The 12,811-nt window shown below is 44.8% G+C and carries 14 protein-coding genes; 13 read left to right on the forward strand and 1 reads right to left on the reverse strand.

Going from position 1 to position 12,811, the window contains the following annotated elements:
* Window positions 1-83: 83 nt before the first annotated feature.
* The 5 genes from CW370_RS16540 to CW370_RS16565 all read left to right on the forward strand — a co-directional run bounded on the left by CW370_RS16540 (window position 84) and on the right by CW370_RS16565 (window position 6,621).
* The gene (locus CW370_RS16540; RefSeq protein ID WP_042977094.1) at window positions 84-1,169 is read left to right on the forward strand and encodes a D-alanine--D-alanine ligase; all 1,086 of its coding nucleotides are present in this window, start codon (window positions 84-86) and stop codon (window positions 1,167-1,169) included.
* Window positions 1,170-1,240: 71 nt separating this feature from the next.
* Complete coding sequence (locus CW370_RS16545; RefSeq protein ID WP_101169833.1) at window positions 1,241-2,614, forward strand: UDP-N-acetylmuramoyl-tripeptide--D-alanyl-D-alanine ligase; 1,374 nt, start codon at window positions 1,241-1,243, stop codon at window positions 2,612-2,614.
* Between the two features lie 399 nt (window positions 2,615-3,013).
* Entirely contained in the window at window positions 3,014-4,498 is a 1,485-nt protein-coding gene (gene cshA / locus CW370_RS16555) for a degradosome RNA helicase CshA (RefSeq protein WP_003246685.1), read from the forward strand.
* A gap of 172 nt (window positions 4,499-4,670) precedes the next feature.
* The gene (locus CW370_RS16560) at window positions 4,671-5,150 is read left to right on the forward strand and encodes a PH domain-containing protein (RefSeq protein WP_101169834.1); all 480 of its coding nucleotides are present in this window, start codon (window positions 4,671-4,673) and stop codon (window positions 5,148-5,150) included.
* Window positions 5,140-6,621: a PH domain-containing protein gene (locus CW370_RS16565; RefSeq protein WP_101169835.1), complete on the forward strand. Its 1,482-nt coding sequence runs from the start codon at window positions 5,140-5,142 to the stop codon at window positions 6,619-6,621. Before CW370_RS16560 ends, CW370_RS16565 begins: the two co-directional genes overlap by 11 nt.
* Window positions 6,622-6,817: 196 nt before the next feature.
* Here CW370_RS16565 and CW370_RS16570 read toward each other — a convergent pair whose 3' ends face one another.
* Window positions 6,818-7,417, reverse strand: a complete 600-nt coding sequence (locus tag CW370_RS16570) for a rhomboid family intramembrane serine protease (protein WP_101169836.1) — start codon at window positions 7,415-7,417, stop codon at window positions 6,818-6,820.
* A gap of 94 nt (window positions 7,418-7,511) precedes the next feature.
* Between CW370_RS16570 and acpS the strand changes: the two genes are divergently transcribed.
* From acpS to rsbT, 8 genes are all read left to right on the forward strand, one after another.
* A complete protein-coding gene (gene acpS / locus CW370_RS16575) occupies window positions 7,512-7,877 on the forward strand; it encodes a holo-ACP synthase (protein WP_014475874.1) in 366 nt (121 codons plus the stop codon).
* Between the two features lie 165 nt (window positions 7,878-8,042).
* Window positions 8,043-9,059, forward strand: a complete 1,017-nt coding sequence (locus CW370_RS16580) for a LolA family protein (protein WP_003234282.1) — start codon at window positions 8,043-8,045, stop codon at window positions 9,057-9,059.
* Window positions 9,060-9,173: 114 nt separating this feature from the next.
* On the forward strand, window positions 9,174-10,343 hold the full coding sequence (gene alr, locus CW370_RS16585; protein WP_014478898.1) for an alanine racemase: 1,170 nt from the start codon (window positions 9,174-9,176) through the stop codon (window positions 10,341-10,343).
* Window positions 10,344-10,458: 115 nt separating this feature from the next.
* On the forward strand, window positions 10,459-10,740 hold the full coding sequence (gene endB / locus CW370_RS16590) for a type II toxin-antitoxin system antitoxin EndoAI (RefSeq protein WP_003225183.1): 282 nt from the start codon (window positions 10,459-10,461) through the stop codon (window positions 10,738-10,740).
* Window positions 10,741-10,744: 4 nt separating this feature from the next.
* The gene (ndoA, locus tag CW370_RS16595; RefSeq protein ID WP_003156187.1) at window positions 10,745-11,095 is read left to right on the forward strand and encodes a type II toxin-antitoxin system endoribonuclease NdoA; all 351 of its coding nucleotides are present in this window, start codon (window positions 10,745-10,747) and stop codon (window positions 11,093-11,095) included.
* A gap of 114 nt (window positions 11,096-11,209) precedes the next feature.
* Entirely contained in the window at window positions 11,210-12,034 is an 825-nt protein-coding gene (gene rsbRA / locus CW370_RS16600; RefSeq protein ID WP_009966610.1) for an RsbT co-antagonist protein RsbRA, read from the forward strand.
* Window positions 12,035-12,038: 4 nt separating this feature from the next.
* Window positions 12,039-12,404: an RsbT antagonist protein RsbS gene (rsbS, locus tag CW370_RS16605; RefSeq protein ID WP_003225190.1), complete on the forward strand. Its 366-nt coding sequence runs from the start codon at window positions 12,039-12,041 to the stop codon at window positions 12,402-12,404.
* Window positions 12,405-12,407: 3 nt separating this feature from the next.
* A complete protein-coding gene (gene rsbT, locus CW370_RS16610) occupies window positions 12,408-12,809 on the forward strand; it encodes a serine/threonine-protein kinase RsbT (RefSeq protein WP_003246640.1) in 402 nt (133 codons plus the stop codon).
* Window positions 12,810-12,811 lie beyond the last annotated feature (2 nt).

Here is a 12,811-nt window from a genome sequence, read left to right on the forward strand (position 1 = left end):
TCAGCATGCCCAAAAATAATTAGATCATTTTCCGGTGAAAATGATAAGATAGTAAAGATGAATTGTAGTGGGGGGAGTATCCATTGAAAACAAGTCTAGGATTAGTGTACGGAGGAAAGTCGGCAGAACATAATGTTTCCCTGCAGACGGCTCTGGCTGTAATCAAAGCGCTAAATACTGAGAAGTTTGATATACATCCGATTTATATAACAGAAAAAGGCGAATGGGTAAGAGGCGCCCGTTTAACTGAGCCTGTTTCAAATGTGAAAATGCTTCAATTTGAGCAAGGAGGCAGTGCTTTTTCTCCAGCTGCCTTGAACCAGGAGATGTTTCCGCAGGAAGCGTCACAGCAAAATGAAGCCATCGACGTCGTATTCCCGCTCCTCCACGGACCGAACGGAGAAGACGGTACGATCCAGGGAATGCTCGAGCTGTTGAACATTCCTTATGTCGGCAACGGAGTGCTTGCTTCCTCAGCTGGCATGGATAAAGTTGTCATGAAACATTTATTTGCGCAGGCTGGCCTTGCTCAGGCTAAATACGCAGCTTTCCTTAAGAAAGACTGGACTCGTTCTCCGAAAGAAAGCTGTGAGCAGGTTGAACAGGAATTAGGCTACCCTTGCTTCGTAAAACCGGCGAACCTCGGCTCAAGTGTCGGAATCAGCAAATGCCGAAACCGTGAAGAACTGCAAAAAGCGTTTGAGCTTGCTTTCCAATATGACCGCAAAGTCGTCGTTGAAGAAGGAATTAACGGCCGCGAGATCGAAATCGGCGTTCTTGGAAATGACGATCCTAAATGCTCTGTTGTGGGAGAAATCGCACCGAAGACAGATTTCTACGATTACAAAGCGAAATATGAGGATGGAGATACTGATCTGATGATTCCGGCGATTGTGTCTGATGAGGAATACGCAACAATCAGTGATATGGCGATCAAAGCGTTTAAAGCGATCGACGGTTCAGGACTCGTCAGAGCGGACTTTTTCCTGACAGCTGACGGCGAAGTTCTGATCAATGAAGTCAACACAATGCCTGGCTTTACACCTTTCAGTATGTTCCCGCTGCTCTGGAAAGAAGCCGGAGTGGAATATGCTGACCTGATTGAACAGCTTGTGGAGCTTGCAAAAGAACGCCACGCTGAAAAACAATTGATTAAGCATACATTCTAATGAAGAAGGACACTGCCGGTAAAAGGGCAGTGTTTTTTCCCGTATATACAAAAGAAAGAGAGTGACCTTACTTGATTAAGCGAACAGTAAAAAACATTGCCAAAATGGTTAATGGCACACTAACAAATCCGCAATATGAAAAAACAGTCATTCATGGAGTGGCGACCGATACAAGAAAACTGGAACAACATCAGCTCTTCATTCCGCTGAAAGGGGAACGTTTTGACGGCCACACTTTTGTGGAGCAGGCTTTTGAAGCTGGTGTAGCGGCTGTTCTTTGGGATCGGTCAGAACCAAATCCGCCCGAGAATCACGCCGTCATTTTAGTGGACGATACCCTTACCGCACTTCAGCAGCTTGCAAAAGCCTATTTGCAGGAGCTTGGCACACGTGTCATCGGAGTAACCGGAAGCAATGGCAAAACGACAACAAAAGATATGATTCACGCCGTACTGGGGACCAAGTACCGTGTTCACAAAACAGGAGGAAACTTCAATAATCATATCGGTTTGCCGCTGACGGTTTTAGCGATGCCTGAAAATACGGAGATCGCCGTATTGGAGATGGGAATGAGCGCCAAAGGAGAAATTGACCTCTTGAGCCGACTGGCAAACCCGGATGCGGCAGTGATTACGAATATCGGCGAATCGCATATGCAAGACCTTGGCTCTAGAGAGGGCATCGCGGAGGCGAAGCTTGAAATCATTAACGGGCTTAAAGAAGACGGAGTGCTGATTTATATCGGGGACGAACCGCTCCTTCAAAATGCATACAGCTGCCAGACGAAAACGTACGGTACGGGAGCGCATAATGATTATCAGCTTCAGGATGTCAGCCAGAGTGAGGAAGGAACCCATTTTACAATCAAAGGGATAGAAAACACGTTTTTTATTCCGATACTCGGCAAGCACAATGTGATGAACGCCATGGCAGCGATTGCTGCAGGGGCTTATTTTGACATCGCGCCTGAGGGTGCGGCAAAAGGACTGAGCGGCCTAAAGGTAACCGGGATGAGACTTGAACTCATCAAAACAGACAGCGGCCTTTCGATAATCAATGACGCTTATAATGCGAGCCCGACTTCCATGAAAGCTGCAATTCAATTGACAGAAAGCCTCGAAGGCTACGGCAAAAAAATGCTCGTGCTCGGTGATATGCTTGAGCTCGGCGATCTTGAAGAAACGTTCCATAAAGAGTGCGGCGCTGTGATCAGCCCTGAGAAAATTGACCGCGTCTTTACGTACGGAAAACTGGGAGCTTTTATCGCGGAAGGCGCCCTGAAACACTTTGAGAAAGACCGCGTCAGCCATTACACTGAGAAAAAAGATCTCCTCCAAGCTGTGAAGGAAAACGCATCAAAAGGCGATTTGATTTTATTCAAAGCGTCCAGAGGTATGAAGCTTGAAGAAATCGTTAAAGATTTAATAGAGAGCCCGCATTCATAAGAAAATATTTTGCGAAAAAACGCATATTGCATCATAAAATAACATGATATGCAAACACTAATGTATGCCGGCCGAAAATTATGTATATCTGGCCGGCTGCGGCTATGATACAATATATATAGGTTATTTCGCGATACGAACATATTCGTCCGGACTTTTCATCGTGACCCGAAGTTCTCCGCTGGATTCTTGGGAGCGGATGGAGCAGCAGCCGGCATATTCGAGATGCCGATCTGCTTCTCATCTTATTGAAAAACAAATAGTGTAATGGTAAGATAAAACTTAAAGTAATTCGGGCTTTGTATACGGATGGATCCTGTCCTTCTTGTCTAAAGGGCAGTTTTATAAGTGGTAAATCACGACATTACTGAAACAGCAATTAGAAGGAGTTTGAATAATTTGACTATAACGTTTCAAGATTTTAATTTAAGTTCTGATCTCATGAAAGCAATTAATCGTATGGGATTTGAAGAAGCAACACCGATTCAGGCACAAACGATACCGCTCGGACTTTCAAATAAAGACGTCATTGGACAAGCGCAAACAGGTACAGGTAAAACAGCTGCGTTTGGTATACCCCTTGTTGAAAAAATTAACCCCGAGTCTCCTAATATTCAAGCAATCGTAATCGCGCCAACCCGTGAATTAGCCATTCAAGTATCTGAAGAATTGTATAAAATCGGACAAGATAAACGTGCGAAGGTTCTTCCTATTTACGGCGGACAGGATATTGGACGGCAAATCCGGGCGTTAAAGAAGAATCCGAATATTATTGTCGGAACACCTGGCCGTCTTCTTGACCACATCAACCGCCGCACAATTCGTTTAAACAACGTAAATACCGTTGTAATGGATGAAGCGGATGAAATGCTGAACATGGGATTCATTGACGATATTGAATCTATCCTTTCAAACGTGCCAAGCGAGCATCAGACACTTCTGTTCTCTGCCACAATGCCTGCGCCGATCAAACGCATTGCAGAGCGCTTCATGACTGAGCCGGAACACGTAAAAGTAAAAGCGAAAGAAATGACGGTTTCTAACATTCAGCAGTTCTATTTGGAAGTGCAAGAACGCAAAAAATTCGATACACTGACTCGTCTTCTTGACATTCAGTCTCCTGAGCTTGCGATCGTATTCGGACGTACAAAACGCCGTGTCGATGAACTGGCTGAAGCCCTGAACCTTCGCGGATATGCAGCTGAAGGAATTCACGGTGACTTAACGCAGGCGAAACGTATGGTTGCGCTTCGTAAATTTAAAGAAGGCGCAATCGAAGTTCTTGTCGCAACTGATGTTGCCGCTCGCGGACTTGATATCTCAGGTGTTACACACGTTTACAACTTCGACGTGCCTCAAGATCCTGAAAGCTACGTTCACCGTATCGGAAGAACGGGCCGTGCAGGAAAAACAGGTATGGCAATGACGTTCATTACACCGCGTGAGAAAAGCATGCTTCGCGCAATTGAACAAACAACAAAACGCAAAATGGACCGCATGAAGGAGCCTACACTTGATGAAGCGTTAGAAGGCCAGCAGCAGGTTACTGTTGAACGTCTTCGCACGACAATCAGTGAAAACAACCTGAACTTCTACATGACAGCGGCAGCTGAGCTGCTTGAAGATCATGATGCAGTAACAGTGGTTGCGGCGGCTATCAAAATGGCTACAAAAGAGCCAGACGACACACCGGTTCGCTTAACAGACGAAGCGCCGATGGTCAGCAAACGCTACAAGAACCAGCGCTCTTCTAAACGCAGAGACGGTCAAGGCGGCGGCTACCGCGGCGGAAAAGGGAAAAGCAACAACCGTTCTTCCTACGATAAAAAGCGTTCAAACGATCGCCGTTCTTCAGGTGACAGACGCCAGAAAAAATCTTACTAATTTGATCGATTCAGAGCCCAAAACATGATGTTTTGGGTTTTTTTATGTTCGCGATTTGTTATTCAGCAAACTTTCAGCTGACGGAAGCCATTTTTCTCTGTATGCTTAAGAATGAAACCTTTCTGTAAAAGAGACGTATAAGTAACGACGAAAAAAAGGGAGGTAGGTATTTTTGAGAGAGCAGCCAAAAAACCAAATCAGTCCAGACGGATTAAAGGTTTGGCGACTTCAAGAGATCATCATATCCGCTGTTTGCTTGCTTATTGTCATTGCAGTTGCAGTGTTAAGCTATTATTTTCATTGGCCGTACTGGATCAGCGGCGTGCTCGGCGCAGTTTGGCTGCTGGGATCGATTGTGACGGTCTTTATCATTCCGAAGGTCCGTCATAAGGTGTGGCGATATGAAGTCCATGAACATGAAATAGATATTCAGTCAGGTATTTTTGTGGTGACACGTGTGATTGTTCCGATGGTCAGAGTTCAGCACGTCGATACGTCACAAGGGCCATTATTAAAAAAATACAACCTGGCAACGGTGAAAATTTCCACGGCCGCGACCGTTCATTCGATCCCCGCTTTAGAGTTGGAGGAAGCGGATCGGCTGAGAGACTCCATTTCCCGTCTGGCGAGGGTGACTGACGATGATGTCTGAACCGAAACGCCTGCACCCGGCAGCAGTCATTTTGAATTTATGCCATACCATTATTCAAACGATAAAAAATATCATTCTGCCATTCTTTTTTGTGTATATTGTCAATTCAAACCATACTGTCCGTTTTTACGGAGCCATTGCGCTCGGTGTGCTATTCATCTGGCTTGTAGCGGCAAGCATTATCAAATGGAGAAGGTTTACCTATCGAATTGAAGATGATGAATTTAGAATCGAAGAAGGCTTATTTGTTACGAAAAAGCGATACATATCGATTGATCGGATTCAAACGATGAATACGAGCGCAGGCCTTGTCCAGCAAATCTTTAAGCTTGTGAAGCTGCAAATTGAAACAGCAGGCGGAGGCAAGGAGGCAGAAGCCGTTCTTTCTGCTATTTCTGTTGAAGAAGCGGAACGCATCAAAGAAGCTGTCTTTAAGAAAAAAGCGCAAAGACGAGAAAATGAACTTGATGAAGAACGGCTTGAAGCTGAAGAGGAGTTGGTTCCGGCCGTTGAGGTGCAAGAGCACTATCGCATGAACGCGAAAGAATTGCTCATGGCCGCTTCTACCTCCGGCGGAATCGGAGTCATTATCTCCGCTGTATTTGCACTTATTTCCCAGCTTGATGAAGTGCTGCCAATGGATTGGTTATTTGATAAATTTTCCTTCCTTCAGCACGCCAGTATTGGTATTTACGCGGTACTCGTTTTTATCGGTTTATTTATCGCCTGGATTTTCAGCATCGCGGGCATGATGTTTAGATACGCGAACTTTCAAATCATAAAAAAAGAGCAGGAACTGGTGATTTCAAGGGGAATTATTGAAAAACATCAAGTCACGATTCCGTTGCGAAAAATACAAGCCATTAAAATCAAAGAAAATATCATTCGCCAGCTTTTCGGCTTTGTAACGGTGTCCATCGTCAGCGCAGGAGGCGGCGACCGGGAAAAAGAAGAAGGCGCTTTGACCATTCTCTTTCCAATGATTCATAAAAAAAAGCTTCCGCACATGCTCCGAACATTTACGCCGGAATATACGCTGGAAGAAAACTGCCGACGCCTGCCGCGGCGCGCGTTGAAACGCTATTTGTTCCGTTCTGTCATTTTTTCACTCTTTTTGATCATTCCGTTATGTATCTTCTTTCAGCCATGGGGCTATCTGTCAGTCATCCTGCTGCCGATAGAGTTGCTCTTCGGCTATCTCGCGTATAAAGAGGCTGCATGGACGATCAACGGGGACCGTCTTCAGCTGACGTCTAGATTTATAGGCAGAACAACCGCCATTGTACTGAAAAAACGAATGCAGGTCTGCAAGTTCAGCCAATCCTATTTCCAAAAGAAAGGCCGCTTGTATACCATTTCTACTTCAGTGAAATCATCGAGCCATATGGAAGAATTAACGGTGAGGGATGTAGGTGAAGAGGATGCAGCCTTCATTTTAAACTGGTACTCATATGAAAAAGCGGACGGTTAATACCGCCGCTCCAGCGTGTTGACAAACCCTCGCATTCGTTGTCAGGACTGCGCTTCGGTGCTCACGAATGAGAACATTCGCTCCGCTCCTATGCTCGTCCTTCCTAGACTTCAAGGGTTTTCAATCACGCTGAAAAGATGACAAAATCCTAAAATGAAAACCATTTTAGGATTTTGTCAACAATCTGAAGCGACGGTTAATACCGCCGCTCTTTTTTTTGCACGAATAAAAACGAAAGAAGAAGCCCGCCGCATAGTCCAAACAGATGGGCCATCATGTTAATATTGGAGTTGATAAACGACATGAGAACGGCAAATGCGAGCAGTGTGATGATCATTTTGGAATGCTCCTGCCCTATTAGCTCATTGCGAAAAAGAACCATAAACAGGTACACGCCGAATAGCCCGAAAATGGCGCCTGAAGCACCGACATGCACGTAATCAAGCGGCTCTGTAATATAAGTGCCGATATTGCCGATGATGCCGGAGCCGGCGTATACAAGAAGGAAACGCGCTTTTCCCAGCATGCGTTCCAAAGCCGGGGCAAATAAAAAGATGGACATGGAATTAAACAGCAGATGTGTGAAACCGGCGTGCAGCAAAATCGGTGTGATCAGCCGCCACCATTCACCGTTTGCGACACCTAGATTATAGCCTGTGACGGTATCCCTCCATAACACGACTGAATGGGCAGGAAGTGAAAAAAACAGCCAGAGAACAGCTTGCAAAGCCAATATAAAGGTGACAACGGGGTAAAGCCTGATAAACGTTTGAAAATTTTCAGTCCGTATAAACATTCCGAGCCCCTTTTCTTCATTTTGGTATATCTATAGTAACACGTTTATGAGACAAACCATTTAAATAGTACGTACGCAAAGGAGGTTATCATACATGATTTACGGCATTGGGCTGGACATTACCGAGCTTAAACGGATCGCCTCTATGGCTGGACGCCAGAAAAGGTTTGCCGAGCGGATTTTGACGCGAAGTGAGCTTGACCAATACCATGAGCTTTCTGAGAAAAGAAAAATCGAATTTCTCGCGGGCAGATTCGCGGCAAAAGAAGCTTTCTCGAAAGCATTTGGCACCGGTATTGGGAGGCAGCTCAGCTTTCAGGACATTGAAATTAGGAAAGACCAAAATGGCAAGCCCTATATCATTTGCACGAAACTGAGCCAGGCCGCTGTTCACGTATCGATCACTCATACAAAAGAGTACGCTGCCGCGCAGGTTGTGATTGAAAGGTTGTCAAGCTAGTCTGCATATTAGGGAAACCCCACTCATATATTTGATAGTGCATTAAGGGAGACAAGTTGTTTGAGGCTTTTATGGTACGCATCTGTTCTGCCTAAACGTGTACCGAGCGTACCGTTAAAGTCAAACAAGCGATTTCTTCCTTTTACATCAATTGAGAAAAAGGGGTTGAAAAAGGTGAGAAAAAGCTTTGTTTTGCTTTTAACGGGACTGCTTGCTGTTCTTATTCTTTCTGCCTGCGGGCAAAAAACACAGCAAGATATTGTGGCCGGGTTAGATGAAAAGGCGAAAGAATACACCTCGTACAAAGCAAAAGCGAAAATGACCATCGAGACAGGGAGTGAGCCTCAAGTATACAATGTGGAAATCTGGCACAAAAAGCCGTCTCTGTACAGGGTTTATTTAGAGAATCCGAAAAAGGACCAAAACCAAGTCATTTTACGAAATGAAAACGGAGTATTCGTTCTCACGCCGTCTTTAAATAAGAGCTTCAGATTTCAAAGCGATTGGCCAAACAACAGCAGCCAGGTTTATCTGTTTGAATCGCTCGTAAAGGATGTTCAAAACGATTCGGATGCAGTTTTCACAGCGAAAGAAAAGAAATACGTATTCGAAACAAAAACAAACTATCAGCATAACAAAATGCTGCCCACGCAAGAAATCACATTTAACAAAAAAGATATGAGCCCGTCATCTGTCAAAGTGATGGATACTGACCGGAAAGTGATGGTCAAAGTAGAATTCAGCAGCTTTGAATTTAATAAACAATTTGATAAAGAATCATTTGATGAAAAGAAAAATATGACCCTTTCTCAAATGGATGTCGCCACAAGCGCGAAGCCTTCCGATACATTTGCGGTCAAAACGCCGCTGGAACTGCCGCTTGGAGTCAAGCTGCTTGAAGAAAAAGATATATCTACTGAGGACGGGAAGCGCATCATCATGACGTACGGAGGAGAAAAATCATTTACGTTAATTCAGGAAAAAGCCCAGATTGCCAAGGCTTCCTCCTCCGTTACGCTGAACGGCGAACCGGTAAATCTCGGCTACACCATCGGCGCCCTGTCGGATGCATCATTATCATGGACATATGACGGCGTAGATTACCTTCTCTCTTCTAAAGATCTTTCTAAAGAGGAAATGGTGACAGTAGCGAAAAGCATGCAGGGACAATCATCGAAATAACCGCCAAAGGCCAAACATGATTTGGCCTTTTTTTCGTTAGACATCGTTTCCCTTTAGCCTTTAATTTTAGTATGATATGTAAATGATATTGAATAAAAGCTAGGAAGTGTCGTAATGAGCACAAAACCTTTTTACAGAGATACGTGGGCGGAAATTGACTTGTCCGCGATAAAGGAAAATGTCAGCAATATGAAAAAACATATCGGTGAACATGTCCACCTGATGGCAGTTGTGAAAGCAAACGCCTACGGGCATGGTGATGCAGAAACAGCAAAGGCTGCTCTTGACGCAGGTGCTTCATGCTTGGCGGTGGCCATTTTGGATGAAGCGATTTCACTGCGCAAAAAGGGCTTGAAGGCACCTATATTGGTGCTTGGCGCGGTTCCCCCGGAGTATGTGGCAATCGCTGCTGAGTATGACGTGACCTTAACGGGTTATTCTGTTGAATGGCTTCAGGAGGCAGCCCGCCACACGAAAAAAGGTTATCTTCATTTTCATCTGAAGGTCGATACGGGGATGAACAGGCTTGGTGTAAAAACAGAGGAAGAAGTTCAGAACGTGATGGCAATTCTTGACCGCAACCCTCGTTTAAAGTGCAAAGGGGTATTTACCCATTTTGCGACAGCGGATGAAAAAGAAAGAGGCTATTTCTTAATGCAGTTTGAGCGTTTTAAAGAGCTGATTGCTCCGCTGCCGTTAAAGAATCTGATGGTCCACTGCGCGAACAGCGCCGCCGGACTCCGGCTGAAAAAAGGCTTTTTTAATGCAGTCAGATTCGGCATCGGCATGTATGGCCTTCGCCCGTCTGCTGACATTTCGGACGAGATACCGTTTCAGCTGCGTCCGGCATTTACCCTGCATTCGACGCTGTCACATGTCAAACTGATCAGAAAAGGCGAGAGCGTCAGCTACGGAGCCGAGTACACAGCAGAAAAAGACACATGGATCGGGACGGTGCCTGTAGGCTATGCGGACGGCTGGCTCCGAAAATTGAAAGGGACCGACATCCTTGTGAAGGGAAAACGCCTGAAAATTGCCGGCAGAATTTGCATGGACCAATTTATGGTGGAGCTGGATCAGGAATATCCGCCGGGCACAAAAGTCACATTAATAGGCCGGCAGGGGGATGAATATATTTCCATGGATGAGATTGCAGGAAGGCTCGAAACCATTAACTATGAGGTGGCCTGTACAATAAGTTCCCGTGTTCCCCGTATGTTTTTGGAAAATGGGAGTATAATGGAAGTAAGAAATCCTTTATTGCAGGTAAATACAAGCAATTAACTTACCTAAATGGAGAATTCATAAAACAGCTTTGCTTGAAGAGTGAATAATGGTATCATTATCACTGGATGGATAAAAGAGTCGTATCCGTAAGTTTGGTGGAGGTGTATGTTTTTTGTCTGAATCCAGCGCAAGAACCGAAATGAAAATCAGCTTGCCCGAAAACCTAGTAGCTGAATTGGATGGTGTAGCGATGCGGGAGAAACGAAGCAGAAACGAACTGATATCACAAGCAGTGAGAGCGTATGTCAGCGAACGAACAACTCGTCACAACCGTGATTTGATGAGACGCGGCTATATGGAAATGGCGAAAATCAACCTGAATATTTCTTCTGAGGCTCACTTTGCGGAGTGCGAGGCTGAAACGACAGTTGAGCGCTTAGTCAGCGGAGGATAATCATTTGATTGTGAAACGCGGCGATGTTTATTTTGCTGATTTATCTCCTGTTGTTGGCTCAGAGCAAGGCGGGGTGCGCCCGGTTTTAGTGATCCAAAATGACATCGGAAATCGCTTCAGCCCAACTGCTATTGTTGCAGCCATAACAGCACAAATACAGAAAGCGAAATTACCAACCCACGTCGAAATCGATGCAAAACGCTACGGTTTTGAAAGAGATTCCGTTATTTTGCTGGAGCAAATTCGGACGATTGACAAGCAAAGGTTAACGGATAAGATTACTCATCTGGATGATGAAATGATGGATAAGGTTGATGAAGCCTTACAAATCAGTTTGGCACTCATTGATTTTTAGACATATTTGCAGGTTGCTCAAATAGAGCAACTTTTTTTGTTTTCAAAAAACATAAACGATATAATAGTGAAATAACGAAAAAATATGTTGTTTTTTATTGGGAGGTAAGCGAATTTGATGTCGAACCAGACTGTATACCAGTTCATTGCCGAAAATCAAAATGAACTGCTCCAACTGTGGACTGACACCCTAAAAGAATTAAGCGAGCAAGAATCCTATCAGCTGACTGACCAAGTGTATGAAAATATATCTAAAGAATATATCGACATTCTGTTGCTGTCTGTTAAGGACGAAAATGCTGCTGAAAGCCAAATCAGCGAACTGGCGCTTCGAGCGGTCCAAATCGGACTGTCTATGAAGTTTTTGGCTACTGCGCTTGCTGAATTCTGGAAGCGTCTCTACACGAAAATGAATGATAAGAGATTGCCAGATCAAGAGAGCACGGAATTAATCTGGCAGATTGACCGCTTTTTCAGCCCGATTAACACAGAAATTTTTAATCAATACTCAATCTCATGGGAAAAAACAGTATCTCTGCAAAAAATCGCGCTGCAAGAGCTGTCTGCGCCGCTTATCCCGGTGTTTGAAAATATCACTGTGATGCCTCTTGTCGGAACAATTGATACCGAACGCGCGAAACGAATTATGGAAAACCTTCTTAATGGCGTCGTCAAACACCGTTCCCAAGTCGTGCTGATTGACATTACAGGTGTCCCTGTCGTCGATACGATGGTTGCCCATCATATTATTCAGGCATCAGAAGCAGTAAGGCTTGTCGGAGCAAAATGCCTGCTGGCCGGAATCCGCCCGGAAATTGCTCAAACCATCGTCAATTTGGGGATTGATTTATCCCAAGTTATAACTAAGAATACCCTGCAAAAAGGAATTCAAACAGCATTGGAAATGACGGATCGAAAAATCGTTTCATTGGGGGAATAACATTTTGAGACATCCGAAAATCCCGATCTTGAAACTGTATAATTGCTTATTAGTGTCCATTCAATGGGAACTTGATGACCAGACAGCATTAACTTTTCAAGAAGACTTATTAAATAAAATATACGAAACAGGTGCTAACGGAGTCGTCATTGACCTGACATCTGTGGATATGATTGATTCATTTATCGCGAAAGTGCTGGGCGACGTCATTACAATGTCTAAGTTAATGGGGGCAAAAGTTGTCTTGACCGGCATTCAGCCCGCTGTGGCAGTGACGCTGATTGAACTTGGAATCGCACTTGAGGAAATCGAAACTGCGCTCGACTTAGAGCAGGGGCTTGAGACATTGAAGCGGGAATTGGGGGAATAGCGAATGAACGACCAATCCTGTGTAAGAATCATGACAGAATGGGATATTGTGGCCGCCAGACAGTTGGGACGAAACGTTGCGAAAGAACTGGGTTTCGGCACGGTAGACCAGGCTAGAATTACAACGGCTATTTCAGAATTAGCCAGGAATATTTATTTATATGCCGGCAAAGGGCAGATTGGAATTGAACAGGTCGCAGACAGAGGAAAAAAAGGCCTGAAAATTATAGCGGAAGACCAAGGGCCGGGAATTCCTGATATCCGAAAAGTCATGGAAGACGGGTTTTCAACGTCTGGAGGACTTGGTGCAGGACTTCCCGGGGTCAAAAGGCTGATGGATGAATTCAGCTTAAATTCCGTAGCGGGGGAAGGAACAGAGATACAAGCCATCAAATGGCTTCGGTAGGA

The organism is Bacillus sp. SN32, from assembly GCF_002837495.1.
GTDB lineage: Bacteria > Bacillota > Bacilli > Bacillales > Bacillaceae > Bacillus > Bacillus subtilis.

Excerpts from the sequence above, each read along its gene's own strand:
- CW370_RS16565 (WP_101169835.1), top strand. The coding sequence starts at position 5,140 with ATGATGTCTGAACCGAAACGCCTGCACCCGGCAGCAGTCATTTTGAAT.
- CW370_RS16570 (WP_101169836.1), bottom strand. The coding sequence starts at position 7,417 with ATGTTTATACGGACTGAAAATTTTCAAACGTTTATCAGGCTTTACCCC.
- acpS (WP_014475874.1), top strand. The coding sequence starts at position 7,512 with ATGATTTACGGCATTGGGCTGGACATTACCGAGCTTAAACGGATCGCC.
- alr (WP_014478898.1), top strand. The coding sequence starts at position 9,174 with ATGAGCACAAAACCTTTTTACAGAGATACGTGGGCGGAAATTGACTTG.
- rsbT (WP_003246640.1), top strand. The coding sequence starts at position 12,408 with ATGAACGACCAATCCTGTGTAAGAATCATGACAGAATGGGATATTGTG.